Here is a 26,094-nt window from a genome sequence, read left to right as displayed (position 1 = left end):
GTGGCTGGGGCGGCTGCGGGTGGCCGTGAAGTGGCGCCTGGCTGCGTTGCTGGGCCGGGGAGGTGCGCGATGAGCACGGACTTCGCGGCGGACCATGCGCCGCGCTGGCGCGAGGGCGTCTCCGGCCAGCGCTTCGGCTCGGACTTCATCGTCCTGGATGCCGAGGGCAACACCCTGCGTGGGCTCAACGGAACGGCCATTGAAATCTGGGAGCTGTGCGACGGAACGCGCACGGCGCGGGCCCTGGTGGAGCAGGTGGCACATCGTCACGGATGGGACGTGGAGCAGGTGCTGACCGACACGCTCAAGTTCTTCTCGGAGCTGACCCGGCTGGGGCTCATCGACGAGCTGGAGGAGGCGCGGTGATGCGGACGCGTTTGGCGCTCCTGGCGGCGGCGGTGATGCTGGCCTCGTGCACGGAAGGCGTGGCGCCCTATGCCCCGGTTCATGCGCCCCCGGCGCAGGAACCGGTGGCGCCCACGGACGTGTTGCCTCCGCGCGAGGGGCCGGAGGCCCGGCCGCCGCCCGCGCCGGTGGAGGAGACGGAAGTGCCTCCGCCGCCCGTGGTTCCGCGGGGCTCGGCCACCGTGGTCGACCTGGGAGAGGGCCGCCGCGGCTTGCTGTCCGTGGCGCAGGTGGACGTGGACCTGACGGTGAGCGGCGTGCGTGGTCGGCACACGGTCTCAGTGGAGTTCGTGCCGCCTTCCGGGCTGCCGTATGAGCGGCGGTCGGCGGAAGTGGATTCACGCGTGGACGAGTCGCGCACGGTGCGCTTCTCCCTGCCCGTGGCAGGCACCGCCGTGGCGACGTCCGGCATGAGCGGGACGTGGCAGGCCCGGTTCTTCCTCGATGGGGCGCCGCTGACGGCGGCTTCCTTCACCCTGGATCCGTGAGGGCTCCTTTCATCATGCGTCCATTCTCCGCCTCCCTCGTCGCCGCCGCCGCGCTCCTGGCGCCTTCGCTGGGGTGGGCGCAGTCGATGACCCCGACCGCCGTCTTGACCACGCAGCCGCAGGGTGGGGACACCCGCGCGCGGGTGGTGATGGACGAGGCCTCCGAGCTGACGGTCGATGTCCGCAACAACACCTCCAGTGGGTCGCCGCTCTTCCGGCGCATCAACGAGGTGTGGTTCGCGCTGCCCAGCGGCTACATCCCGCTCGCGTCCATCCCGCCCCCGGGATGGACGGTGGACTACATCGCCAATGAGCGGTGGGTCATCTTCTACAATCAGGACTCCTGCAACGGCAGCGGCGACTACGGTCTGGGCCAGAACGAGTCGGCCCGGTTCGTCCTTCGCGTGGTTCCGCCGACGTCGAACAACGACCAGAACAACGAGCGCTTCGTCGCGGGGCAGACGTTCGCCCGTGACACGTGCGCGGGGGGCGACTTCACCACGTCGGTGACAACCTCGGCCGCGAGCTGGAGTCGCTCCGGCCTGTACACCCAGGTGGACGTGCGTCCTCGGGTGATGGGGGTTGGCGGCGACATCGACGCGCGGATGGTGGTGGAGAACCGGACGGGGACGAACCACAACAACACCACGATTGAGGGACCCTCCACGGCCGCGGGCGCCGTCACCTTCCAGGTGGTGGACACCGAGCCGACGCCGTTCCGCATGAACATTGCCAGCCGGAATGCGGGCGTCTATTCCGCGAGAGTGCGGACGGGCTCGGCTGGAACGCTGGTGGCGCGGGTGCGGGGCGTCAGCGGGAACGGCAACACCGTGTCGCCTGCGATGGACTCGCGGATGGTCAACGTGGGGGCGCTTCCGGTGGCCATGGACGTGGACATCGACGACGCGTTCAACAACGAGACTGTGCGCGTGCGGCTCACTGTGACGAACCCGTCCTCGACGGACACGTTCCTGAACGTGACGCCGCGCGCGCCCGTGTTCCAGGGAACGGCGGCCGCGTCGCTCGTGTCGGGGCCTGGGACCGCGAGCGTTCCCCGGTTGGACCCGGGCGCGTCCGCGCACTTCGTCTGGACGTACCAGCTCACGGGAACCCCGTTCGCGAACTACCGGTTCCGGGGGCAGGTGGATGCCACGCGCAACGGCGCCTCCGTGACGTCGAACCTGGTGGACTCGAACCAGGGGCGCATCGTGCAGCACCGCGTGCGGACGAACATCCGCGCGGTGGCCGCCAACTCCACGAACCGGTCCGTCATCTACACCATCCAGAATCGGGGCCCCATGCCGCTGCATGAGGTCCGGCTGCTGCGGCCCGCGCTCAACTACTTCACCGTCGGCGGCGTGCTGCAGACGCCCGCCGGGTGGCGCATGGCGTCCAACAACGCCACCACGGGCATCACCTGGGAGTCGACGAACGCCACGGGCATCCCGGTCAACGGCGAGCGCTCCTTCACGGTGGTGTATTCCAACTTCGGGGCGGGCGCGTCGCTGTCCGGGCCCACCACGTTCCGTCATCGCTTCCACCTCATCGATGACTACGGCGGGCCGCAGATTCGCATCGACACCCCGATGACGCTGGTGCAGGGCACCGTTCCCGACGTCAACCGCCTCACGGGCGTGGCGCGCGATGGCAGCGTGACGCTCACCTGGGACAACCCGGCGGTTCACGGGGGCGTGCTGATTCTTCGCGCGGCGGGCGCGCCGCCGAACCTCTCTCCGACGCAGGGGCTGACCTACGCGGTGGGGGCCAATCTGGGCAACGCCCAGGTGGTGTACGCGAATGACGTGGGCGCCACCACGACGTTCACCGATACGTCCGTCACCAACGGCACCACGTACTACTACCGCGTCTTCAACTCGGATGACCTGCGGTGGTACTCGCCGGGCAACCAGCCTACGTCGCAGGCCCTGGTGGCCACGCCTCGGGCTCGCGTGGGCGCGGCGCCGCTGTGGTGCTACTCGGTGGGCCTGAATGCCTCGCAGCAGCCCATCACCGAACTGGGCACGGGCATCTTCAGCGCCTTCAACGACTCCGTCGTCGCCAACCTCACGCAGGTCACCAACCCGTCGGCGGATGGCGCGGAGCGGTGGCGGCCTCGCCCGCTGGCGGGCCTCATTGGAAGCCGCTTCCCGGTGGTGCCGCTGCATGGCCTGTCCGGGCAGTACATCCTCGTGGGTGACCAGGGTGGGGTGGCCAGCGCGCTCAACGCCGCCACCGGCCAGTTGCTGTGGCGCTGGGACAATGGTGGCCAGCCCATTGGCACCATCCAGTCGTTCCCGGTCACGCAGCTCTTCGACTACGCGAATGCCGCATACCGGGCCGCGCACCCCAACCGAGACCTCGTCTTCTTCGCCACGCGGCTGGCGGACGCTTCGCTCAACCGGGTGGTGGCCCTGAATGCCGCCACCGGCGCGCTGGTCTGGAGCTACCAGCCTGGGAATCTGGGCATGGTGGCGGGCGGCATGGTGGTGGACTACACCACCAACCGGCTCTTCGTGGCGACGCGCGCGCACGCGGGCTCGCCGAACACGCTGCGCGTGCTGAACACGCTGACGGGTCAGGTGCTGGCCCAGCTCCCGGTGGGCGACGTGGAGCTGAGCCTGGTTCGCAATGCGTACAGCAACCTGATTCTCGTGACGGACAGCGATGGCTTCGTGCACGGCGTGGACGCCGCCACGGCGCAGCTCGTGTGGAGCCTGCCCGTCACCACGCGCCCGGCGCCGAACACGCCTGCCTTCACCAGCTTCGTGCGACCCCAGGGCTCGGGCTTCGTGGCCAGTCTCGCGGCCGGCCAGGTGGCGCTGTACGACGTCTCGGGGCCCGCCCAGTCGCCGCCGGTGCTCCGGTGGAGCACGCCGATCGCGTCTCCCTCTGGCACCTTCTCCTTCAATCGGAATGGCGCCGTGCGCCTCTACGTTGGCAGCTCCGACGGACAGGTCCACCAGTTGGAGCTGCTGGATGGCTCCGACTCCGGTCAGGTCGCGATAGGTGGTGCGCAGCGCATCGGAACTCCCACCATCGACCACACGGTGAGCCGCCTCCACGTGGGCTCCGAAGATGGCCGTATCTGCGCGTTCCCCGTCCCGTTCCCTTGAAGAACGTCCCTTCTTCCTCGCTCGCACGCCCCATGACTTCGGACGCCTTCCAGATGACGCCCCCTCCTGACGCCGGCCCTGCCTATGAGGCGCCGGCCATTCTCTGGGAGCAGCCCTTCGTGGCACTGGCGCAGATTTCCCAGTGCAACATCCCCGGTGAGTCGGAGTGCATTCCCTGAGCCTTCCGCCGGAAGGCCCCACGGAGGACGCGGCCCTCTGGCTGCGAATCGCCGGTTGGACGGGAGTTGTGGAAGTCGGCGATGCGGGCCTGCGAGACTCGCTCCGGCGCATGTTCTCCCGGTTCGTGGTGTCCCCAAGGCGAGAGGGCAGTGAGGTGGCTCGGCTCGTGGCCGTGGCCCCCGCCCGGGCGCGTCCTGCCCCCGTCATTCGCGAGCTGCCACGGGTCCTCCTCGGGGAGGACGGCGCGCTGCGCCTGGCGGGCGAGGACTACGACGCAACGCTATCCGCCGACGGCCTCCAGGCCCAGGTGGAGGGGCAGGGGCGGTTTCCCGTGGAGACGGTGCTGAAGGTGATGCTTGCCCGGGCGCTGGCTCGGCGTGGCGGGCTGCTGGTGCATGGCGTGGCGGTGGCGCACCAGGGCCGGGCCGCGCTCTTCACGGGGCACTCGGGGGCGGGGAAGAGCACGCTGGGGGCCTTGTGGGCGCAGGCGGGCGGGCAGGTGTTGTCCGATGAGTTGGTGGCTGTGTGGCCGGAGCCCGGCCAGGGCTGGCGGGCGGCGGGGACACCGTGGAACGTGGGCCAGGCCGCCGAGGCGGCGCTGAGCGCGGTGGGGACGCTGGCGTGGGACGGCGTGTCGCGGTGGGAGCCGCAGGCCGCTGGCGACGTCGGACGGATGCTGCTCGTCAATGCCCTGCTGCCCGAGGCGACGCCCGTGGGGCGAGGTGGGCTGCTTGGCGCGGCGGGACGGTTGCTGTCGGAGGTTTCGCCCGTGCGATTGGTGTTCGCGCGTGATGCGTCCGCGGCTGCGGTGATTCAGGGAGCGTTGGCGAATGGGTGAGGGTGGAGCGCAGCGGCCACTGTTGACGGTGATTGCCGGGCCGACGGCGTCGGGGAAGACGGCGCTGGCGATTGCGCTGGCTCAGCGTGCTGGTGGCGAGATTGTCAGCGCGGACTCGCAGCAGGTGTACCGGCACTTCGATATCGGCACGGCGAAGCCCTCCGCGGAGGAGCTGGCCGCGGTGCCTCATCACCTGGTGTCCGCCGTGGACCCGATGGAGGCGTTCTCCGCTGTCGAGTACCAGCGCCGTGCGGACGCCATCATCGCGGAGATTGCCGCACGCGGCCGGCCTGTCTTCGTCGTGGGCGGCACCGGGCTGTACTTGCGCGTGTTGCTTCACGGCGTGCTCGAGGCGCCCGGGGCCTTGCCGGAGTTGAGGACGGAGCTGGAGGCGCTGGCGGCCGGTGAGGGGCGCGAGGCGGTGCATCGGAGGCTGGCGGAGGTGGACCCGGAGACGGCGGCGAAGCTTCCTCCGCAGGACCTGGTCCGCGTCATCCGGGCGCTGGAGATTCATGCGCAGACCGGCGTGCCCGCCTCGGCGTTCCGGAAGGCCCATGCCTTCGCGCCGGACCGTTATCCCTTCCAACTGTACGTCCTGTCGCCACCGCGCGACGTGCTGTACGGGCTCATCAACACGCGCACGCGGATGTTGTTCGAGCGCGGGCTCGTCGAGGAGACCCGCGAGCTGCTGGCGCGGGGGTACGCCGATGCGGCGCCCATGCGCAGCGTGGGCTATGTGCAGGCGCGCGCCGTCGTTGAGGGGCGGATGACGCGCGAAGAGGCGATTCACGACACCGCGCAGGAGACGCGCCGCTACGCCAAGCGGCAGTTGACGTGGTTCCGGAAGGAGCCCGGTGCTGTCTTCCTGGCTCCGCCGTACGAGGCGGCGCTTCCGCCCGGCGGCTGTCGCTCACCCTGACGGCCCAGAGGTCGGGGCGGGCAGGGGACGGAGCGGCGTCAGCGAGCGTTGTCGGCCCCACCGCGGGGGCCCATGTTCGGCGATGGATGTGCCGGGTTCCTTTGTCGCCTGCCGAGAGGCGGGCGAGACGCGAGGCGGCTCGGCCTCCGAAGTGCACTCGCTTCGGGAGCAGTCACCATGGCCTTCACCGATGAACGCAAACCGGAAATCCTGACCCCTGACTCGAGGCCGAGGGTGACCTCGGCGGCCTGGGGCGGCCCCTTCATCATGGGGATTTTGATGACGCTGCTGGGGATTGTCGCGCTGGGGGCCGCCTTCTTCACCAGCCTGGTGTCGGCCATCCTCTTCGGCGCGATGCTGGCCGCGGCAGGCGTCATGGAAGTCATCTCCGCCTTCCGGACGCGCAAGGAGGGTGGGCCGTTCTGGCTGTACCTGCTCAGCGGCATCCTCTCCGTCGTCGTGGGTCTGTTCATCCTCGTCTACCCGGCGGCGGGACTGGGCGCCATGACCCTGCTGCTGGCGGGCTACTTCTTCGCCAGCGGGCTCTTTCACGCCGTCACCTCGGTGATGGACCGCTATCCCCGGTGGGGCTGGGACTTCTTCTACGGCGCCGTGTCCATCTTCCTGGGCATCGTCGTGATGCGGCAGTGGCCCATCTCCGCCGTCTGGCTGGTGGGCACGCTGGTGGGAATCGGCATCTTCTTCCGGGGCGTGGCGCTGATGGCGGGCGCCCTCACCGTGCGCAAGGTGCTCCGCTCGGGCGGTCCGACGACGCCTGCCTCCATCTCCCACTGACGGGCAGGCGGCCAAGGGCACCGGCTCCCGTCCAGGGCGGACACATCCCACGTGTCCCCCTGGATTGGCGCTTGCCATGCCCCGCGCAGGCGCGGCAGCGTATGCGCCTCGCGACAATATGATCGACTACGACCCGCACCGTTGGTGGAGCTACTTCCATTACCTCCGCGGTTCCATGGTCCGCGAGATTGTGGCCCGGGTCCTCGTCTGTGTGTTGTGGGCCGTGGGTGTCACCGCGGTCCATCATCACACCAGGCCCCTGGACATCCCGGCCACGGTGCACACGCTGGCGGGCATCTCGCTCAGCTTGTTGCTCGTCTTCCGGACCAACGCCTCCTATGACCGCTTCTGGGAAGGCCGGAAGCTGTGGGGTGGCATCGTCAACGAGACGCGCAACCTGGCCCGGGCATCCAGCGTCTTCATGCGTCGGGACGACGGGCTCTACGGCACGCTGCTGCGGTGGATCAGCGCCTTCCCCTATGCCGCCGCCGCGTCACTGCGGGGGGAGCGCGACCTGGGCCCCGTCGCCTCCGAGCTGCCGCGCGATGAAGCGGACGCGGTGCTGGGCAGCCAGCACGTCCCGCTCGCGGTGTCGCAGAAGATGTCCGCCGTGCTCGATGAGGGCCGGCTGCGGGGTTACTACCCCGAATACGTCCAGATGCAGCTCGACCAGAATGTCCAGCTGCTCATCGACTACATCGGCGGCTGCGAGCGCATCCACAAGACGCCCATGCCGTTCGCCTACATGATGCACCTGCGGCGAGCGCTGATCGTCTACTGCTACACGCTGCCGTTCGCGCTGGTGGATTCGTTCGGCTGGATAACGGTGCCGGCCACGTTCGTCGTCGCCTACGTCTTCTTCGGCATCGAGGAGATTGGCGTGGAGATCGAGGACCCGTTCGGCCACGACGACAACGACCTGCCGCTGGAGCGGATCTGCGAGACGATCCGCGGCAACCTCAAGGCGTTGATGCCCGGGAGCGCCGAGGCCATCCACGCCCCGGTCTCCGTGGTCGCCATTCCCGGCGGTGGTCAGGACGCGTAGCGGTCCGCGGCCAGCTCGCGCGTGTCGTCCGCGGCGTGCGGCGAGGGCGCGGGCTCCAGGACGGGGACCCGGCCGGTGAGGATGCGCAGCAGCCGGTCTGGGTCCACGGGCTTGGGCAGGAAGGCCTCCGCCCCCGCGTCCAGGGCCCGCTGCCGGACATGCGGCCGGTTGAGGCCACTCATCACCAGCACGCGGGTGTTCCGGGTGAGGGGATGCTGCTTCAGGCCCTCGGCCAGCCGCAGGCCGTCCACCCAGTGCAGCACCACGTCCAGGAGGATGGCCGTGGGCGGCCGCCGGGCCACCGCGCAGAAGAGGGCCAGCTCGTCGGCGAAGGACACCACCGTCGCTCCGGTGCTCTCCAGCAGCGCCGTGAGCGCCTCGCGTGCGTCCGGGTCGTCATCCACGACGTAGTAGAGGTCCGGCTCCAACTCCGGCACCACCGAGGGCACCGGCTCCACCGTGGTGCGCAGCCAGGAGCCCACCAGCTCCTTGAGCCCCTGCCAGCGCGCGGCGCCCAGGAGCGCGATGGGCGAGGGGCCGCTCAGGCCCAGCACCCCGCCGCCGAAGGTGCCACCCAGCGTCCGTCGCCCCTTCGCCCTGATGAAGGCCTCCGGCGCTCGAGGCCCCGCTCGGCGCAGCCAGGTCATCGTCCGGGCTCCCGCGGCGGCGTCCTCCAGCATTTCGCCCAGGCCCTCGCGCACGTAACGGCGCTCCAGGAGGCCCGTGTCCAGCCCGCCGTCGAGCAGCGCCACCGCCGCGCGGCTGCACGAAGCCAGTGTCTCCGACAGTCCCACCTGGAGCGGGTGGCCGAAGGCCGCGGGCCCTACCGCGAGCTGTCCCGGCGCCACCAGCGTCCGGCCCGGTCCGTAGGGCAGGCGGGTGGTCTCCAGGGCCGCCAGCTCGAAGCCTTCCTCCACCAGTCCGTCACGCGCGGCCATCATCAGCACCTGGCACAGGTCCGCGGGCGTCACCGCCGGCCCGAAGGCCAGCGCGTACACCGAGCTCGCGCCAGGCAGCAGGAACAGGCCATCGACCGTTGGCAGGGGCGCAATCCACAGCCGGGCCACCGGAGCCAGCTCCAGCCGAGGCGAAGCGTGCCGCAGGCGGGCCTGCACCGCCGGGATGGTGGGGGCAGGGCGGAAGCCCTTGAAGAAGGCGTCACCCATCAGCGGCCCGGCGCCCGAGGCCAGCGCCACCGCATGAAAGCGATCGCCACTGCCCTGGGCGCGCACCACCAGCGAGCCCGCGCCGCGCACGGAGGCGGGCGCATCCGGCGCTGGGGCCTGCCGCTCCACGCGCTCGACGTGGCGGGGAAGGAAGCGGGCGCCCTGGGCGCTGGCCGCGGTGGCGAGCACGTCCCGCACCTGCTCCAGGCCGCCGAGCCCCTGGGGCCAGCCATCCACCACCCAGAGGCCACCGGGCGTGGAGGACAGCAGCTCGCGCCGGCCCTCGGCGATGATTTCAACGCCGCGCAGCTCATGGGAGCGCCATTCGGAGGGGATGCGGCAGCCCAGCGCGGCCAGGCGTGAGCGGCATTCCGGCGTCAGCACCGCCGGCGGGGCGGTGCGCTCCTGAGTTCCTCCGGAGTAGACGCGCACGTCCAGCGCCAGCCCGCGAGCCCTCCCGTTGAAAAGGAGTGAGGCGGCAAGCCCCGCTCCGGCAATGCCGCCTCCCACCACCGCCACCCTCGAACCTGTCGCCAGTCTGTTCCCCAGCATCATCCGCGCCCTCGCTGCTGCCCCGCCGTTGCCTGCCTCACCTCGCCCCGTTCAGTGCCGCTGCGCCGGAGGCGAATTCGCGGGCCGGCCGAACACGACGACCCGATCCCGCCCCTCGCGCTTTGCCTCGTAGAGGGCCGCGTCCGCCGCCTTCATCAGCGACTCGGTGTCCTCGCGGGGCCCTTCGAAGGTATGGTCGGCGATGCCCACGCTCACGCTCAGTCCGAAGGGGGCAGGGCGGCCGTCGCTCTTCTGGACGCCGACGGCGCGCAGCCCGGTGCGGATGCGCTCGGCGAAGACGGCTGCTTCCAACGCCGTCTGGTGCGGCAGCAGCGCGACGAACTCGTCTCCACCGAAGCGGGCCGCGAAGTCCGACTCGCGCAGCTCGTGCTTCAACTGGGTGGCCAGCGCGAGAATCGCCCGGTTGCCCACGTCATGGCCCATGCCGTCGTTGATGGCCTTGAGGTGGTCCAGGTCGATGATGACGACGCTCAGCGGGTACTGGTAGCGCTGGGCCCGGCGGAACTCTTCTTCCATTCGGATGCTCAGCGCCCGGAAGTTGGCCAGCCCCGTGAGGCCGTCCGTCTGCGCCAGGATTTGCAGCCGGCGCTGCTGCTCGCTCTGGCGCAGCGCCCGGTCGATACGGGCGAGCAACTCCCGCGCGCTGGCCGGCTTGTGGATGAAGTCCACGGCGCCCATCTCCAGGCAGCGCTCCAGCGTGGCCTCGTCCGCGTCGCCCGTCAGGAAGATGACGGGCACGGCTTCGGTGCGCGACTCGCGCTGGAGCATCTCGAGCACCGCGAGCCCGTCTCCGCTGGGAAGGAACCTGTCCAGGAGGATGAGGTCCGGGCGGTGCTCTCGCGCCAGCTCCAGCCCCTCATCCGAATCCGGAGCGGCGAGCACGTCGAAGCGTACGGCGAGCAGGTCTACGAGGCTCTCGCGGACCTGTGCGTCATCTTCGATGATGAGCAGAAGGGACCGCTCGGAGGTCCGGCCGCGCCGTTCCATGCACCACTCCGCTTCACTCGGCTGCTGCGAAATGGCAGGCCGAAAGTCTCGGGTGCCACGCCCTGCCGTGTGCTCCCAACGCCCCTGCGCCCCACGCGCACCCGCCGCCGCCCGGTCCTGCAAGCACACCCCAACGCCCACAACCTTCACCCGAGACCTCCGGCTGCCAAGCCTGTCAGGCTCCGCGAGACGAGGCCTTTCCCCGTCATCCGTGAGCACGGTGCGGGAGCAAGCACCATGCCCCGCGGTGGGGGAGGGCAGTCAGAGTGTTTCCGGGCGGTTGCGCACCCTCTGCGTCGCCCTGTTGTACAGGGTCGGAAGACGTTGCAGCGCGCTGAGGGGCAAACCGGTAGATATTCCCGTGCGCGGGCGGACGCTCAATGGCCGCGCGACGGGTCGCTAGCGTCGGGTGCTGAACTGCATGCGGCGGCCGCCCATGGGGGGCATGACCGGCGGCGGAGCCTCGAGCCCGAACTGCCACCACGTGGGCTCGTACGGCTTCATCTTCAGGCGCTTGTCGTTCTGGAGCTGGGCGAGGCTGCCCTTGAGCTTCTCGTCCTTGGGGTTCTGCTCGACGCCCCGGGCGAGCACGCGCAGCGCGCCGTCCTTGTCCTTGTTCTGCATCAGGCACCAGGCATAGGCCGCCCAGACAATGGACTCCTTCTTGCCGCTCTTCGTAGCGGACTCGAACGCCTTCTTCATGGCGTCGAAGTCCTTGCGCTGGAAGTACAGGGCGCCTTCCATGGCCTTGGCCATGTAGTTGCGGCCGCTGCCCTTGGCGAAGGCGGCCTTGGCGCCCTCATGGTCCTTCACCATGTACTTCAGCATGCCAATCTGGGAGTGCAGCTCCGGACCGACCAGGAACTGCCACTTGTCGTAGACGAGCCCCTGTTCCAGCGTCTTCACCGCCCGGTCCACCCGCGCCTGGGCGTCCTTCTGGCTGGTGGGCTGGGACTGGAGGTCCTTCTGGACCACCGTCATCAGCGACTGGACGCGGCTGGCCACCCGGCGAGCGAGCACGATGTAGGTGCCGACGAGGGCCAGGATTCCGGGGACGAGCCCCGCCCAGATGGAGAAGCCGGCCACCTTCACCAGGAGCGCGACGGCAATTCCCACACCGAGGGAGATGAGAAGGTTGTACATGGGGGGCCCCTCTTAGCGATGTGCGTGGAGCACCGCAATCTTCGGATGCACTTGGTTTCAAGTCGCGGTATACGTCTGCTCGTCGCGACAGCAGGGGGCCCTCTGTCGAAATTGGTAGACGAGGCGGACTCAAAATCCGCTGCGGCTGACCCCGCGTCCCGGTTCGAGTCCGGGGAGGGCCATCATCCGAAGGGCAGGACCGGCGAGGTGGTCTTCCGCTGGAAGCGCCCGGTCCTGATAAAGGACAGGCTCCAGCAGGTAGGGGCGGCGGAGGTCCCCCGTTAATGAGGGTGTTGCTGGTCGAGGATGACGCGAGCCTGCGGGAAGGCATGGGCGAGCTCATCTCGGAGCTCGCGCAGGTCCACGCGGTCAGCACCGGGGAGGAAGCGGTCGCGGCCATCGAGGCCGAGCGCTTCGTCCTGGTCATCAGTGATCTGCGCATCTCCGGAGGCGAGCTGGGCGGCCGGACGGTCGTCGAGGCCGCCCGGAAGCGTCATCAGGCGGTGGCCATTGTCAGCGCCGCGACGCCGGACGAGGTGATCCAGGCCGTCCAGCCCCAGGTGGCGGACGCCATGCTCCTCAAGCCGTTTCAGATTGACGACATCTATGCCCTGGTGGAGCGCTTCATCGCGCTGCGTCAGGACGTGGAGCAACTGGCCACCCAGGGGCAGCGGCCTGCCGCAAGCGCCTGGTCGCCTTGGGGCGCCCACGTTCAGATCTCGCGGGAAGACGCGCTCAGGGCAATGTGGGTGTCCGTGACGGCCGGCGGCGACTTCGGCTGGACGTTCCACCCGACGCCCTCGGGCGTGGGGGTTCAGGTGGTCGAAGGTGTCCTCGAAGTGGATGACGTGTCGTACTCGGCGCCCGGGTATTTCTTCCTGGGGGCCGGGCAGGCGCCTCGGATGCGCAGCTCGGAAGGCTGCCTGGTTGTGGCTGTGGGACTGAAAGGGCAGGGCTGAGGCACGTGGATTCCGTCTGGCCGGCAACGCCCGTAGACCCGGACCGCCTGGGTCGTCCTTCCCGTCGTGGTGCGACGGCGGCACTCGAAGCGCACATCGCGGTGCTTCGCGGCGAACCTTTGAAGGCCGCGCTCGCCAACGCCTTGCGAGAGGCCAATGGCCTGGGCGGCCAGGAGCGGCGCTTCGCCGCCATGGCCGTGCGCGAGCTGTCCCGGCACCAGCGCTTGCTGGACCTGGCGGCCCGGTTGCTGGGCCACACCATGGGCAAAGTGGGGCTGACGGAGGACCAGGCGCTGGTGCGCTACGCCCTCTGGCGCCGCATCTTCTGTGGAGAGGGCTGGGCCCGCATCGGTCCCGAGGTCCGGCTGCCGGGGCCCGTGCGTCCGCGCACCATCAAGGACGACCTGCTCCAGCGCGTGGTGGAACAGCCGCTGCCGGAGGCGCCGCTCCCGGAGTCCCAGATGGAGCGGCTGGCCATTCGCTACTCGTTCCCCAACTGGTTGGTGCAGCGCCTGGCCCAGGTGTACCCGGAGGATGTGCTGGAAGGGCTGCTGGCGTCGCTCGATGAGGAGCCGTCGCTGCACTTCCGCGCGCGGCCCCCGGGGACCCGGGACGCGGTGTTGGCGGCGCTGAAGGAAGAGGGCGTCAACGCCGAACCCGTGGCGGCGGCGCCGGATGCCGTGCGGGTGACGGACTCCAGCCACCGCGTCTTCGAGACTCGGATGATGAAGTCCGGCCGGCTTCAGGTGCAGGACGTGGGCAGCCAGCTCATCTCCGAGCTGTGCCGTCCCCGGGAGGGTTCGCTGGAGGGCTTCACCGTGGCGGACGTGTGCGCCGGCGCGGGCGGCAAGACGCTGGCGTTGGCGGATTTCGTCGGGCCCCGGGGCAAGGTGCTGGCCGGGGACCGTTCGCGGCGTCGGCTGGCCGAGGCGCGTGAGCGCGTGCGCCACTTCTCGCTCCGGCAGGTCGCCTTTCCGCATCCGCTTCCGCTGTCCGACGCGGACGTCCTTCTGATCGATGCGCCGTGCAGCGGCACGGGCTCCCTGGCGCGCGAGCCGGATCAGAAGTGGAAGCTCACTGCTCAGGAAATCGCCAAGTACCAGGCCACGCAGTCTGAGTTGCTGGATGAGGTGTCACGCCAGGCGAAGCCGGGTGCACTCATCGTCTATGCGACTTGCTCGGTGATGCCAGAGGAGGACGAGGCGGTGGTGGAGGCCTTCCTCGCGAAGCATCCGGACTTCACGCTGGAGCCGGTCGAGGACGTACTCGGCGCGGAACGGGCGGCGCTCGCCGCGCAGGGGCCCTATCTGAAGGCGTTGCCTCCCAAGGTTCCCGGGGGAGGATTCTTCGCGGCCCGGCTGCGGAGGACAGGGGCGGGGCCGGGTTGACAGGCTCCGAGAACGCACGCTACGCAATCGTTGATTTCTCAAGGAGTGTGACTGACTTGGCGGCCGACTCGAAGCAGTCCGAGGTGGTGAAGCAGATCAACGAGGCCTTCCAGGCGGCGCAGGACCGGTTGGCCCAGCTTCGCGAGGCCGTGGAGCGCAACACGGACCTGGCCCGGGCGAACGCTCGCACCACCGTGTTGAAGGATCAGAAGGAGAAGGCGCTCAAGGAGCTGGGCGAAGCCGTCTGGCGTCAGGTCCAGAAGGGTCGGCTGGACCTTCCGGCGGGTTTCGGCGTCGCGCTCAAGGCGGTGGAAGCAGCGGAGCAGGCGGTCGAAGCCCACGCGCGTGAACTCACCGACCTCCTCCGGGAAGGGGAGGAAGTGGCGCAGCGGTTGAACGAACAAAAAAACGCACCGCGGCCTCAAAGAGTTCTGGTGCCTGGAGCGAAGAAACGGTAGAAGGCACCCACTTCGCCGGTCGGGCCGCTCCCCAAAGCGGCTCAGCAGCAAAAGACGGGGCTATAGCTCAGCTGGGAGAGCGCTTGAATGGCATTCAAGAGGTCATCGGTTCGATCCCGATTAGCTCCACTCTGAAGTGAAAGGCCCGCCAGGGAAACCTGGTGGGCCTTTTGTTTTGAAGCGGTAGGTTGCACCCACAGCATAAGACGGGGCTATAGCTCAGCTGGGAGAGCGCTTGAATGGCATTCAAGAGGTCATCGGTTCGATCCCGATTAGCTCCACTCTGAAATGAAAAGGCCCGCCAGGGAAACTTGGCGGGCCTTGTTGTTTTCCGCCGAGCGGACTACGCCTTGCCGGCGAAGATGGCCATCACGTCCTTGAGGAGCTTGATGGACTCGCCGTGCGGACGCTGGAAGGCGTTGCGGCCCATGATGGAGCCGAAGCCGCCGCCGGCGTTGATCTGCTTGATCTCCTCCAGCAGGGCGTCGGTGCCCTTGGCCTCGCCGCCGGAGAAGATGACGATGCGCTTGCCGTTGAAGGCGGAGCGGACGACCTCGCGGACGCGGTCCGCCAGCGTCTTGGTGGGGATGCCGGCCTTCTCGAAGGCCTTCTTCGCCTCGGCCTGCTCGATGTGGTCCTGCGGCGGCTTCACCTTGATGACGTGGGCGCCGAGCTGCGCGCTGATCTGCGCCGCGTACGCCACCACGTCGATGCCCGTCTCACCCTCCTTGGACAGGTTGCCGCGGGGGTAGGCCCAGAGAACGGTGGGCAGGCCGTAGGACTTGGCCTCGGCGATGATGTCGCGGAGGTCCTCGTACTGCTCGTTGCGCGCCCCGGAGCCCGGGTAGATGGTGTAGCCGACGGCGGTGCAGCCCAGGCGGACGGCGTCCTTCACGGAGCTCGTCACCGCGGACATGGGGTTGGCCACCTTGGCCAGGGTGTCGGAGTTGTTGACCTTGAGGATGAGGGGAATCTCACCCGCGTACCTGCCGGCCACCGCCTCCAGGAAGCCCAGCGGCGCTGCGTAGGCGTTGCAGCCCGACTCGATGGCCAGGTTGATGTGGTAGTCCGGGTCATAGCCGGCCGGGTTCGGACCGAAGGAGCGGGCCGGGCCGTGCTCGAAGCCCTGATCCACCGGGAGGATGACGAGCTTGCCCGTGCCGGCCAGCGTGCCGGAGTTCAGCAGCCGGGCCAGGTTGGTCAGCGTGCCGGGGTTGTCAGACGGGTACCACGACAGGATCTGCTTGACGCGATCGGTATGGGGCATGTGTGGGGATCCTCTGTCTCGGGAACAGGCGCAATCTGCTGCATGCGCCACGTCCTACCAACTCCTTTTCGTGCGCGAGTGTCACGGGTTCCACGACAGTGCACATCCCCGGTGCCTTTCGGCGCGGCCGTCCACAATCTCCGGCCGGTGCCGTGGGACGAACAACACCGGTGACGGCCCGCTGCCGAACGGCCATGCTGCGCCGCCGTGAGGTTCTCGGCTATGGGGAGCTACACAAGGCGGGTTGATGCGCAGACACCTGGATCATGGCGTGACAGTGGCGCTGATGCTCGCGGCGGGCGTTGCCGGAGCGCAGCTCACCCCCGGCTCGGTCGGGACGGGGAGCAGCCCTTCAACCGGCACCGGAAGCACGCCGGCCCCCTCCACGCCCGGCGCTACGCCAGCGCCAGAGGCGCCGGACGTGGGGACGCCGAGCTCTGACGCGCCGACGACGGTGCCTGGCACTGGAGCGCCAGGAGGGACGCGGCCCACGCCGCGCGTGGGGACCGGGGGGCGGGACCTGCCGCCGAGTCCGCCGGGCATCGCGCCCAGCTCGATTGAGGAGACGCCGGGTTCCTCCCAGCGGAGGCAGGCCATTTCACCCGCGCCAGCCCTGGAGCCCTCCTCCGAGGCGGAGCAGGTGAAGGAGGGCGTGACGGGCGCGCCGGACTCGGAGGAGACACCCGCGCGGCGGGCTCCGCTGACGCTGGCGCAGCTGGTGGCGCGGGCTCGCGAGGCGGACTCCCGGGTGGAGGAGGCGACGGCGGAGCTGCGCAAGTTCCAGGCGCTCTATCAACAGGCGCGGTGGGCCTGGTTCCCCAAGTTCGAAATCACCGTGGGCGCGGGAGGCCCCACGCCCGAGGCCCGCAACGACGGCCTGGGTGGACCGCCCACCACGGAGGCCACCTATAAGGGAGACCTGAACTTCGGCCGCGTCGGCGTGACGATGTTCTCCACCGGCAACGCGGTGCTGCCGCTCTACACCTTCGGCAAGCTGACGGCGCTGGAGAAGGCGGGCGCGCAAGGGCCCGTGGTGGGGGCCGCGCTCCGCGAGCGCACGCGCAACGAGGTCGGCTTCCAGGCCGCGCAGGCGTACTTCGGCTACCAGCTGGCGCGGAACGGGCTTCAGCAGATTGAAGAGGTCTCGAAGCGGTTGGAGGACGCTGGCCAGCGCATCGAACGGCTGCTCAAGGAGGACTCGGCCCAGGTGTCCGCGGTGGACTCGTACAAGGTCCGCTTCTTCCGGCAGATTGTCGAAGCGCGCAGGGCGGAGGCCCTGCAGGGGCGCCAGTTCGCGCTCGCCGCCATCGGCCTGCTGGCGAACGTGGGGCCCGAAGACGCCGTGACGGTGGTGGAAGAAGACCTGGAGCTCGAAGAGGACGTGCCGGTGCCCAGCCTGGAGCAGGCCCTGGTGCGCGCGGAGCAGTCCCGTCCGGAATTGACGGCCGTCGCCGCCGGCATCGCCGCTCGCGAGCAGGAGGTCTTCATCCGCGAGCGCAGCTACTACCCGGACCTGGGTCTGGCTGGCTTCTATGATGTGCGCTTCACTACCAGCACCACGCGGCAGCGCACGCCCTTCGCGTTTGATCCGTACAACGACCGCACCGGGGGCGTGGGCCTGGTGATGCGGGGGACGTTCGACATTCCCATCAAGGACGCGCAGCTCGAGCAGGCCCGCGCGGAGCTGGACAAGCTGCGCGCGCAGGAGAAGCAGATTCGCGCGGGCATCCGCCTGGAGGTCTCCAAGGTGCACGGCGAGCTGGTGGCCGCCTGGAGTCGCGCCCGGGCCTTTGGCGAGGCGGAGCGGAGCGCCCGCCGGTGGGTAACGGCCGCCTTCACCGCGTTCGACCTGGGGACCGGTGACACACGTGACCTGGTGGACGCTTTCACGGCCTATGCCCAGGCTTCAGGTGACAAAGGCAAGAGCTGGCACGACGTTCGGGTAGGTATGGCCGCGCTCGCGCGGGTAACCGGGGCGCCGCTGGCTCCGGGTGAATAACCATGCGCTCACCACAGTCTTCCCTGTCGTCCTTTCATCACTCGGAGCCCATTGAATGATTGCGTCCCTGCTTGCCGCCACCCTGCTTGCCGCCGCGCCCGGCCCACTGACGGTCGTCCAATCCGGGAATGCGGACGTGCAGAAGGCCGCCAACGCGCCCGGTGCCACCGCGCAGTCGCTGGCCAGCGTCGTGGAGAAGTTCGTCGACTTCGAGGAGCTGGCGAAGCGTGCGCTGGGTGACAAGACCTGGGCCGGCCTCCAGCCCGCCCAGCGCAAGGAGTTCACCGAGACGATGACGGGCCTGCTGCGCGCGTCCTATGCCCAGAAGGCCCTGGGGCAGGCGCAAGCCCAGGTGAAGTACGGCGAGGAGGGCATCGACGGGAACGAGGCCTCCGTGGGCACCACGGTGACGGTGAAGAAGGACGCCATCCCCGTCGAGTACCGCCTGTACCGCACGTCGGCGACCGGCGCGTGGCGCATCTACGACGTCATCACCGACGAAGTGTCCCTGGTGGACACGTACAAGGGGCAGTTCCGCAAGCTGCTCGCCGACAAGGGCTTCGACGGCCTGCTGTCCACGCTGAAGAGCAAGCGGACGCAGTTGGAGAAGGAGAACGCGGCGTCGGCGCAGAAGAGCGCGGGGCAGACCGCGGTCCCCTGACGCCCAGCGCAGTCCACGTCACGTGTCCAGGCCGAGGTGCCCTGCAGGGTGCCTCGGCCTTCGTCTTTTCAGCGCCCGCCCGCCTCGCGGTATGCCGCCAGGGTGCCGGCCAGGCCCTGGGCCAGGGGGATGGTGGGCAGGAAGCCCAGCTCCCGATTCGCGCGCTCGGTGGAGCATGTCCACGCGGGGCACCGCATCTCCCGCACCTTGTCCCGGTTGAGGATGGGCACCGTGCCGCGCAGGCGGGCCACGGCTTCCGAGCCCAGCCCCACCACGTAGCTGACCGTCTGAGGCACGGGCAGCACGGCGGGCCGGCCCTTGCCGAGCGCCCCGGCCATGGCCGTGCAGACGTCCTCCCAGGAGTGCTCCACGCCGTCGGACACGGCGTACACGCCGCGCGCCGGGTCTTCCTTCGACACCGTGGGGCCGCGATCCGCGGCCGCGAGCAGGGCGGTGCAGAGGTCATCCACGTGGATGAGCGAGTAGCGCTTGGGCCCGAAGCCGCTCTTCAGCGCCAGCCCCAGCTTCGCCATGGGCAGCAGCGACGGGAGGAACTCCACGTCACCGGGCCCGTAGACGATGGGCGGCCGGACGATGACGGACGGAACCCGGTCCGCGAACGCCCGTACCGCCTCTTCGCCGCCCAGCTTGCTGCGGCCGTAGATGGACACGGGCGCGGGCGGGTCCTCCTCGCGGCGCGGGCGCTCCGGCGTGGACGGGCCGGCCGCGGCCAGCGACGAGCAGTACACCAGCCGGGGAGGGTGGGGCAGGGCGGCCATGGCCTCCACCAGGCGGCGGGTCCCCTTCGCGTTGCCCTCGATGTAGCCCTCGGGCTCGCGGGACTTGGTGACACCCGCCAGGTGCAGCACGCAGTCCACGTCGCGCACGGCTTCGGCCAGTCCCGCGCCCGTTGTCAGGTCCGCCACCACGAAGCGGGCGCCCAGCCCCTCCAGGGGCCCACGGCGCGAGCTGGCGCGCACCATGAGGGTCAGCGTGTCGCCACGCTCGACGATGCGGCGCGCGAGCCGCTGGCCAATGAACCCGGTGCCGCCAGTGAGCAGGAATCGCAAGGAAGACTCCTCGGAGTCGGGCTGTGGTCAGAGCGCGCGCGTGTAGACGCGGTACGTCTTGGAGCGCTGGGCGCCCATGGATTCAATGGCGCGGTTGACCAGGTGGTTGTCCTCGAGCGTCCAGGAGATCTCCCCGCCCACGTAGCCCAGCCGCTTCGCCGTGCGCAGGGTGTCCAGGTACAGGATGGCGTCCAGGCCGCGGCGCCGGTAGCCCTCCTTGATGCCGAGGATGATGAGGCGCAGCCGGTTGATGCGGCGCGAGGCCAGCGCCAGCTTCACCAGGCCGATGGGCAGGCCGAACGAGGTGAGCCGCCCGTTGGCCGCGCGGATGGCCTGGTTGGCATCCGGCACCGTCAGGGAGAAGGCCACCGGCTCGCCCTGGACCTCCGCCATGAGCGCGAGCTCCGGCCGGACGACCGTCTTCAGCTCCTTGGCCAGGTGGTCGAACTCCGCGTCGGTGAAGGGCACGAAGCCCCAGTTCTTCTCCCACGCCGAGTTGTAGATGTCGCGGATGCGCTTCACCTCGGCGTCCAGGTCCTTCATGTTGACCGGACGCACGACGACGCCGTCGCGCACGCGAATCTTCTCCGCGATGCGCACCACCTTCTCCGGCGGCTGCGCGGACGATGACAGCTCGTAGGCGTACAGGTCCTTGGCCTTCGTCAGGCCGCAGGCCTCCAGCAGCGCCGCGTAGTAGGGCGGGTTGTGCGGCATCATCACCGCGGGCGGCGTATCGAAGCCGTCGATGAGCAGGCCCCAGTCCTGGTTGGAGGACAGGTTGGCCGGCCCCAGCATGGCGTCCATGCCCCGCAGGCGCAGCCAGGTCGCGGCGGACTCCAGCAGGGTCCGGGCGACGCCCGCGTCATTCACGCACTCGAAGAGACCGAAGAAGCCTTCCTTCGTGCCGTGAATCTCCATGTGCCGCGGATTGCGGATGGCGGCGATGCGGCCCACGACGTCCGGGCCGCGCCGGGCGAGGAACAGCTCCAGCTCGCCGTACTCGAAGAAGGGGTTCTTCTTCGGGTCCAGGAAGTCCCGGCGCTCCATCTCCAGCGGAGGAACCCAGTGCGGGTCGCTCCTGTACAGGGCGTAGGGGAGGCGGATGAACTGCATCCGCTCCGCCTCGCCGCGGACAGGGGTCACCTGCACGTCCGAGGGCATGGACGAAGGCGCGGGGGTTGGCTCGGCGTGGAGGGCCATGGGCGGTTCAGTTCCGGTCGGAGTGGGCGCCGTTGCGCATGAAGAAGTGAGCGCCCTTCTCCAGCAACAAGCCCGGCAGCTCGCCGCGCTTCTCCCACAGCTTCATCGGCGCATTGCCCAGTTTCCGCAGGTCCTCCGGCTGGAGGTTGGCCGCGCGCCACGTGAGCTGCTCCACCGCGTCGAACAGGCGTCCAGCCACCTCGCGCGACGACATGCGCGACAGCTGGTCCAGGGTGATGCCGCCCTTGTCCGCCAGCAGGCCGTTCGAGCCCGCGGCCCACTTCTCGCTCGCGCGGTTGGACAGGATGCGAGTGCCCGGGCGGGCAATCTGCACCGGCTCGTAGACGGAGGGGCGCGTCTCCGGAATCACGCCCAGCTTCCGGCCAATGGTCTCGAAGGTGTCGAGCACGCGGTCCAGTTGCGCGTCCGTGTGCGTGGCCATGTACGAGGTGCGGATGAGCGCGTGGCCCGGCTCCACCGCTGGCGGAATCACCGGGTTGGCGAAGACGCCGGCCTCATGCAGCGCGCGCCAGAATCGGAAGCACTTCACCTGGTCGCCGATGTGCACCGGCACCACCGGCGTCACCGACACGCCCGTGTCGAAGCCCATGGCGCGGAAGCCGTTGTGCATCTTCTCCGCGATGTCCAGCAGGCGGGCGCGGCGCTCCGGCTCCGCTTCGATGATCTCCAGCGCCTTGAGCGCCGCGGCGATGGAGCCCGGCGTCATGGACGCGGAGAAGATGACCGAGCGCGCCTTGTGGCGGATGTAGTTGATGACCTCGAAGGGACCGGCCAGCACGCCGCCCAGCGACGCGAAGCTCTTGGAGAAGGTCCCCATGACGAGGTCCGTCTCCGTCTCCAGGTCGAAGTACTCGGAGGTGCCCCGGCCCAGCGTGCCCAGCACGCCCATGGCGTGCGCGTCATCCGTCATCACCCGCGCGTTGAAGTGCTTCGCCAGCTCCACGATGCGGGGCAGGTTGCAGATGTCGCCCTCCATGGAGAAGACGCCGTCGGTGACGATGATCTTGCCCGCGTCCGGATCCGCCTGGGACAGCAGTTGCTCCAGGTGGTCCATGTCGTTGTGGCGGAACTTGCGCTCGGTGGCGAAGGACAGGCGGATGCCGTCCACCAGCGACGCGTGGTTCTGCCGGTCGCTGAAGACGATGTCGTGCCGGCCCAGGATGGACGCCAGCGCCAGGTTCGTCTGGAAGCCCGTGGAGATGACGATGGCGGACTCGCGGTTGAGGAACTTCGCCAACCGCGCTTCCAGTTCCTCGTGCAGCGCCAGTGTGCCGTTGAGCAGTCGCGAGCCGGAGCTGGTGGTGCCGAACTTTTCCGTCGCCTTGATGGCCGCTTCCTTCACGCGCGGATCGGCGGACAGGCCCAGGTAATTGTTGGACCCGACCATGATGACGCGCTTGCCTTCGATTTCCACCTCGGTGGCGCCGTGCGACGCTTCGATGGCACGGAAGTACGGATAGAGACCCGTAGCCTTCGCGATACGGTAGTCCTTCCAGTTACGGCACTTGTCGAAGACGTCGCTCATGGGTGATCGGTCTTTCTCTCAGGCTGCGTCGGGAGGCATGGACCGGCCCGGGAGCCTGGGGCTCTCCAGTCGCGACTCCCCCGATTGAAGGAACGTTCCACTTCGGGGATTTCTGCGTCCGGCGGCCTCCCACGGGGGACGCGGGGCCGTGAATAAAGAGGGAGCGCGGCAGTGTCAAGGCAAGCGCCGCGCCATCCATCCCACTGTCGCCACCCGTATCCGGGCTCGCCTTGACAGCACTGAGACTTTGATGGCACCCCGCCGTCTGACACACGGTGTTCTCCAGTCGATATTGGAGCGCAAGGTGTGCATCGCGCTGCACACCTGCCGTGGGCGTGACGCGCCTGGAAGCCCTCCGCTTCACCCGCTGTTCAAGGACGCCGCTGACTGGCCGGGAATTTGCTCGGTCGCCGGTCCCCGAGGAGTCGACGTTGGCCAGGTCACAACGGTGGTTCGAAGGCTTCATCCAGGCCGCGGTTTCGCGCCCCTGGCAGGTGTTGCTGGTGTTCTCACTGCTCGCGCTGGGCGGTATGGCGCTGGCGTCGCGCTTGGAATTCCGCGGGTCGTTCGTGGAGTTGCTCCCGCAGGGATCCCAAGAAGTGCGGGATCTGACACGCGTGTCAGAGAAGGCAGGCGGGGACGGCTACCTGGTCCTCGTGGCAAAGGGAGACACGCCGGAGCGCCTGGAGGCATACGCGGCCGAATTGCAGACGCAATTGGAAGCGATGCCCGAGGTCCGCTACGTCGAGCACCGCTATGACGTGGACTTCTTCCGCCGAAATGCGCTGCTGTTATTGCCCATCGAGCAACTCGCCGCGCTGCGCCAGGACCTGACGGCGCGTGTGCGTTACGAGCGGCAACGCGCCAACCCGTTCTTCTTCGATTTGGGGGGCACCCCGGAGCCGCCGGACTTCGAGGCCATCGCGAAGAAGTACGCGCCGGACGCGCCCATGCGCGCGACGTTGGCCAGCGCGGACGGCACCGAAGTCTATTTGATGATCAAGCCGTCCGGGACGGCCGGGGACTTGGCGTTCGCGCGGCGCTTCGTGGACCAGGCCATGGGCACCGGACGCACGCTCGCGGCGCAGCGCTATCCGGGCGTGACGTTGCAGGCCACGGGCAACTTCCAGGGGCGCATCGAAGAGGACGAAGTGATGCGCGGCGACCTGTCGCGCGCCGGCACGCTGTCGGCGCTCATCGCGGTGGGCCTCATCCTGCTCGCCACGCGGCGTGTCGCGGCGCTGGCCGTGGTCGGCATCCCCGTCATGGTGGGCGTGGTGTTGACGTTCGCGGCGGCGCAGCTCGCCATTGGCCACCTCAACATCGTGACGGGGTTCCTCGTCGCCATCTTGATTGGCCTGGGCATCGAGTACGGCGTCCACCTGTGCATGCGGTACTGGGAGGAGCGGCGCGCGCGTCCGGCCCGCGAGGCCATTGTCACGGCGGTGCGCGGCACCTTCAGCGGCGCGGTGACGTCCGCGGTGACGAACGCCGCGGCGTTCTTCGTGCTGCTGCTGGCCCAGTTCCAGGCCTTCAACCAGTTCGGCCTGCTGGCGGGCCTGGGCGTGCTGCTGGCCGTGCTGGCGACGTATGCGATGGCGCCCTCGCTGCTGGCCATCGCGGAGCGGCTGCGTCCGGCCCGCGTGGACGTGGCGGCCGAAGCCAGCGCGTCCCAGGTGTCCCAGCCGGAGCGCGCGTGGCGGCGCTGGCCCACGGGCGCCATCGCCGCGCTGGCGCTCGCGGTGGTGGGCTTCGCCGCATTCTCCGTCTCCGTGGCGCCCCAGCTGGGCTTCGAGACGGACATGCGCAAGCTCAAGGGCGAGTCTCCGGCATCGCGCCTGGATGACCGCGTCACCGAGCAACTGGGCCAGCCCCTCAACCCGGCCATCTTCCTGGTGGATGACGTGGCGCAGGCGGCGCAGGTGGAGGCCGTCATCGCGGAGGTGAAGCAGCGCAACGGCGCGGACTCCGCCATCCTCGACTCCGCGTCCCTCAATGACTTGCTTCCGTCCGATATCGAGCGCCGGGAGGCGGAGCTGGCCGCTTTGCGCGAGGCCTTCCAAGGTCTGGAGGACCTGCCCGCGGAGCTTCGCGAGGACGCGCGGCTCCAGGAGTTCCAGCGGATGCTGGAGGCGAAGCCCTACGGTCTGGAGGCGTTGCCGGTGGAGGTGCGCCGGCGCTTCGAGGCCACGGACGGGAAGGGCACCTTCCTGCTCCTGTTCCCCTCCGTCTCCAACTCCGACACCGAGGAGCTGCGGCGCTGGGCCACGCAGATCGACCATGTGGTAGAGGGCGTGAAGGCGCGTGGCATCGACCTGGCCGTGCTGGACAGCAACCGCATCGCCGCGCGCATCTTCGCGCTGGTGAGCGCGGACGGGCCGCTCATCCTGTGGTCCGCCGCCGCGGTGGTGTTCGTCGTCATCCTGGTGAGCCTGCGCAGCTTCAAGCGCGCGTTGCTCGTTACCGGACCGCTGTTCCTGGGCATGACGTGCCTGGCGGGGGGCATGTACCTCTTCGACGTCCAGCTCAACTTCATCAACGCGGTGGTCCTGCCGAACCTGCTGGCCATCGCCGTGGACAATTCGGTGCATCTCTTCCACCGGTACGAGGAAGAGGGGCCCGGCTCGCTCGGCAAGGTGGTGCGCCACACAGGGCTGGCGGCCGTGGTGGCCACGCTGTCCAATGCGGCCGGGTATGGCGCGCTACTGGTCGCCAACCACCAGGGCCTGCGGAGTATCGGTCAGATTGCGCTGCTGGGGGTCATGTGCACCTTCTTGGGGACCACGGTCTTCTTCCCCGCGCTGCTCGCCTTGTTGGAGCGGTGGAAGGGGCGCGAGAATGTGGTGGCGGGGAAGGGAGCGGTCGTTCAGAGCCTCGAACTCGGCGATTCTGGTGCGCAAGCCGCGCCGCCGGGGGAGCGTAAGTCGGCGTGAGTTCCTGGGTTTCCCAAAGCGTTCGCGGTGAGGCGGTGCGCGTCCAGCTCACCACCGTGGACCTCATCATCGTCGTGTCCTGCGCGTTGGCCTCGCTACTCCTGCTGGGGCCGGGCCGGTGGGCGCCGGATGCGCTGCGCTGCGCGGGTTTGTTCGCGGTGGTGGGCGTGGGGCCGCTCGTCCTCCGGACGCTGGCCGCGTCGTTCCCGGGGCACCGGTGGATCCATGTCTTCGCAGATTGGTGGCTGCTGCCCACGGCGGTGATGACGCACGGCTGGCTGGCTCCCGTGGTGGACACGGTGAACCCCTTCCTCAAGGACGCGCAGTTGGTGGCGGCCGACCAGCGGCTCTTCGGCGTGCAGGCGGCGGTGGTGCTGTCGCGCGTCGTCCCGGCCTGGCTCAACGACATCCTGATGGTCTGCTACTACGGCCACTTCGTCTGGGCGCTGGTGATGGGACTGGTGCTCTACCGGCGCCCGGGCGGCGCGGAGTACGACGAGTACCTCACCGCGTTGGGGCTGCTCTTCTTCCTCAACTACGCGGCCTATGCGCTGGTGCCCGCGGTGGGGCCTCGCTACTTCCTGGTCGACGCGTTCGATGGGCCACTCCAGGGCACGCTGACGCCGCTGCTGGATTCACTCATGCGCAAGCCGCTGTTCGCGCGTGACTGCTTTCCGTCGGGACACACCGGCGCCACGCTGCTGGTGCTGTATTACGCGTGGCGGTTCTCCCGCCGCGTCTTCTGGGTGATGTTGCTGCCGGGCCTGGGGCTCATCGCGGCCACGCTGGTGGGCCGTTTCCACTACGCCACCGACCTGCTCTGCGCGGTGCCCATGGTCATGGTGGTGACGGGGCTGGCGCTGGGCGTCTCCCGGGCGGCCCGACAGCGCGAAGTGGCGAAGGACGCGCGTTCCGTGCCGGTGGACGCTATCGTCAGGCCCTGAGCGCCCGGACGTTGGCG

At 69.2% G+C, this 26,094-nt stretch carries 22 protein-coding genes and 3 tRNA genes; 18 read left to right on the top strand and 7 right to left on the bottom strand.

Annotation, left to right across the window (positions count from 1 at the left end):
• The 8 genes from FL344_RS08180 to FL344_RS08150 all read left to right on the top strand — a co-directional run.
• Positions 1–366 (top strand): PqqD family protein (locus FL344_RS08180; RefSeq protein WP_228564862.1); only part of this gene is annotated, 366 nt, incomplete at its 5' end.
• Positions 366–893, top strand: a complete 528-nt coding sequence (locus FL344_RS08175) for a hypothetical protein (RefSeq protein WP_194863035.1) — start codon at positions 366–368, stop codon at positions 891–893. The genes FL344_RS08180 and FL344_RS08175, both read left to right, overlap by 1 nt.
• Before the next feature lie 14 nt (positions 894–907).
• Positions 908–4,006, top strand: coding sequence for a PQQ-binding-like beta-propeller repeat protein (locus FL344_RS08170; RefSeq protein WP_141618102.1), 3,099 nt, complete (start codon positions 908–910; stop codon positions 4,004–4,006).
• Positions 4,007–4,038: 32 nt separating this feature from the next.
• Positions 4,039–4,185, top strand: coding sequence for a hypothetical protein (locus FL344_RS38430; RefSeq protein ID WP_194863034.1), 147 nt, complete (start codon positions 4,039–4,041; stop codon positions 4,183–4,185).
• Positions 4,173–5,024 carry a hypothetical protein gene (locus FL344_RS08165; RefSeq protein ID WP_141618101.1) on the top strand — a complete coding sequence of 284 codons (852 nt, stop codon included), beginning with the start codon at positions 4,173–4,175 and terminating at the stop codon, positions 5,022–5,024. The genes FL344_RS38430 and FL344_RS08165 overlap by 13 nt, the downstream gene beginning before the upstream one ends.
• Positions 5,017–5,943, top strand: coding sequence for a tRNA (adenosine(37)-N6)-dimethylallyltransferase MiaA (gene miaA / locus FL344_RS08160; protein ID WP_141618100.1), 927 nt, complete (start codon positions 5,017–5,019; stop codon positions 5,941–5,943). The genes FL344_RS08165 and miaA overlap by 8 nt, the downstream gene beginning before the upstream one ends.
• 177 nt (positions 5,944–6,120) lie before the next feature.
• Positions 6,121–6,738 carry an HdeD family acid-resistance protein gene (locus FL344_RS08155; protein ID WP_228564861.1) on the top strand — a complete coding sequence of 206 codons (618 nt, stop codon included), beginning with the start codon at positions 6,121–6,123 and terminating at the stop codon, positions 6,736–6,738.
• 76 nt (positions 6,739–6,814) lie between these two features.
• Positions 6,815–7,783: a bestrophin family protein gene (locus FL344_RS08150; protein ID WP_368667419.1), complete on the top strand. Its 969-nt coding sequence runs from the start codon at positions 6,815–6,817 to the stop codon at positions 7,781–7,783.
• On the opposite strand, the gene FL344_RS08145 is transcribed toward FL344_RS08150, so the two are convergent.
• The 3 genes from FL344_RS08145 to FL344_RS08135 form a co-directional block, all read right to left on the bottom strand.
• Complete coding sequence (locus FL344_RS08145) at positions 7,771–9,504, bottom strand: response regulator (RefSeq protein WP_141618097.1); 1,734 nt, start codon at positions 9,502–9,504, stop codon at positions 7,771–7,773. The two genes, FL344_RS08150 and FL344_RS08145, sit on opposite strands and share 13 nt — an antisense overlap.
• Before the next feature lie 48 nt (positions 9,505–9,552).
• On the bottom strand, positions 9,553–10,509 hold the full coding sequence (locus FL344_RS08140; protein ID WP_090492562.1) for a diguanylate cyclase: 957 nt from the start codon (positions 10,507–10,509) through the stop codon (positions 9,553–9,555).
• A 399-nt stretch (positions 10,510–10,908) separates the two neighbouring features.
• Positions 10,909–11,652: a M48 family metallopeptidase gene (locus tag FL344_RS08135; protein WP_141618096.1), complete on the bottom strand. Its 744-nt coding sequence runs from the start codon at positions 11,650–11,652 to the stop codon at positions 10,909–10,911.
• A 96-nt stretch (positions 11,653–11,748) separates the two neighbouring features.
• Here FL344_RS08135 and FL344_RS08130 point away from each other — a divergent pair.
• From FL344_RS08130 to FL344_RS08105, 6 genes are all read left to right on the top strand, one after another.
• Positions 11,749–11,834: transfer RNA gene (locus tag FL344_RS08130), tRNA-Leu, on the top strand.
• A gap of 102 nt (positions 11,835–11,936) precedes the next feature.
• Positions 11,937–12,611, top strand: a complete 675-nt coding sequence (locus FL344_RS08125) for a response regulator (protein ID WP_141618095.1) — start codon at positions 11,937–11,939, stop codon at positions 12,609–12,611.
• Positions 12,612–12,712: 101 nt separating this feature from the next.
• Positions 12,713–13,999 (top strand): RsmB/NOP family class I SAM-dependent RNA methyltransferase, encoded by a 1,287-nt coding sequence (locus FL344_RS08120; RefSeq protein ID WP_140870948.1) that lies wholly within the window; start codon positions 12,713–12,715, stop codon positions 13,997–13,999.
• A 56-nt stretch (positions 14,000–14,055) separates the two neighbouring features.
• Positions 14,056–14,457, top strand: coding sequence for a hypothetical protein (locus tag FL344_RS08115; protein ID WP_026114128.1), 402 nt, complete (start codon positions 14,056–14,058; stop codon positions 14,455–14,457).
• 56 nt (positions 14,458–14,513) lie between these two features.
• Positions 14,514–14,586, top strand: a tRNA-Ala gene (locus tag FL344_RS08110).
• Positions 14,587–14,665: 79 nt separating this feature from the next.
• Positions 14,666–14,738: transfer RNA gene (locus FL344_RS08105), tRNA-Ala, on the top strand.
• A 62-nt stretch (positions 14,739–14,800) separates the two neighbouring features.
• Here the strand turns inward: FL344_RS08105 and FL344_RS08100 are convergent.
• The gene (locus FL344_RS08100) at positions 14,801–15,724 is read right to left on the bottom strand and encodes a class I fructose-bisphosphate aldolase (protein ID WP_026114127.1); all 924 of its coding nucleotides are present in this window, start codon (positions 15,722–15,724) and stop codon (positions 14,801–14,803) included.
• Positions 15,725–15,971: 247 nt separating this feature from the next.
• Between FL344_RS08100 and FL344_RS08095 the strand changes: the two genes are divergently transcribed.
• Both FL344_RS08095 and FL344_RS08090 read left to right on the top strand, forming a co-directional pair.
• Entirely contained in the window at positions 15,972–17,723 is a 1,752-nt protein-coding gene (locus tag FL344_RS08095) for a TolC family protein (RefSeq protein WP_194863033.1), read from the top strand.
• A gap of 55 nt (positions 17,724–17,778) precedes the next feature.
• Positions 17,779–18,384 (top strand): phospholipid-binding protein MlaC, encoded by a 606-nt coding sequence (locus tag FL344_RS08090; RefSeq protein WP_141589724.1) that lies wholly within the window; start codon positions 17,779–17,781, stop codon positions 18,382–18,384.
• 68 nt (positions 18,385–18,452) lie between these two features.
• On the opposite strand, the gene FL344_RS08085 is transcribed toward FL344_RS08090, so the two are convergent.
• Genes FL344_RS08085 through FL344_RS08075 form a run of 3 tightly spaced genes read right to left on the bottom strand, consistent with a single transcriptional unit; the run spans position 18,453 to position 22,200 of the window.
• Positions 18,453–19,454, bottom strand: coding sequence for an NAD(P)-dependent oxidoreductase (locus FL344_RS08085; RefSeq protein WP_011553759.1), 1,002 nt, complete (start codon positions 19,452–19,454; stop codon positions 18,453–18,455).
• Positions 19,455–19,481: 27 nt separating this feature from the next.
• Positions 19,482–20,654, bottom strand: coding sequence for an N-acetyltransferase (locus tag FL344_RS08080; protein ID WP_141618093.1), 1,173 nt, complete (start codon positions 20,652–20,654; stop codon positions 19,482–19,484).
• Between the two features lie 7 nt (positions 20,655–20,661).
• Positions 20,662–22,200 (bottom strand): aminotransferase class I/II-fold pyridoxal phosphate-dependent enzyme, encoded by a 1,539-nt coding sequence (locus FL344_RS08075; RefSeq protein WP_141618092.1) that lies wholly within the window; start codon positions 22,198–22,200, stop codon positions 20,662–20,664.
• A 431-nt stretch (positions 22,201–22,631) separates the two neighbouring features.
• Here FL344_RS08075 and FL344_RS08070 point away from each other — a divergent pair, with 431 nt between their 5' ends.
• A complete protein-coding gene (locus FL344_RS08070; RefSeq protein WP_228564860.1) occupies positions 22,632–25,133 on the top strand; it encodes an RND family transporter in 2,502 nt (833 codons plus the stop codon).
• Entirely contained in the window at positions 25,130–26,077 is a 948-nt protein-coding gene (locus FL344_RS08065) for a phosphatase PAP2 family protein (RefSeq protein ID WP_228557848.1), read from the top strand. The genes FL344_RS08070 and FL344_RS08065 overlap by 4 nt, the downstream gene beginning before the upstream one ends.
• The last annotated feature ends 17 nt before the right edge of the window (positions 26,078–26,094 follow it).

The sequence above is a fragment of the Myxococcus sp. AB036A genome, assembly GCF_006547355.1.
Taxonomy (GTDB): domain Bacteria; phylum Myxococcota; class Myxococcia; order Myxococcales; family Myxococcaceae; genus Myxococcus; species Myxococcus virescens.
The sequence above is the reverse complement of the archived record's forward strand: the minus strand, read 5'-3'. Positions and strand labels throughout refer to the sequence as shown.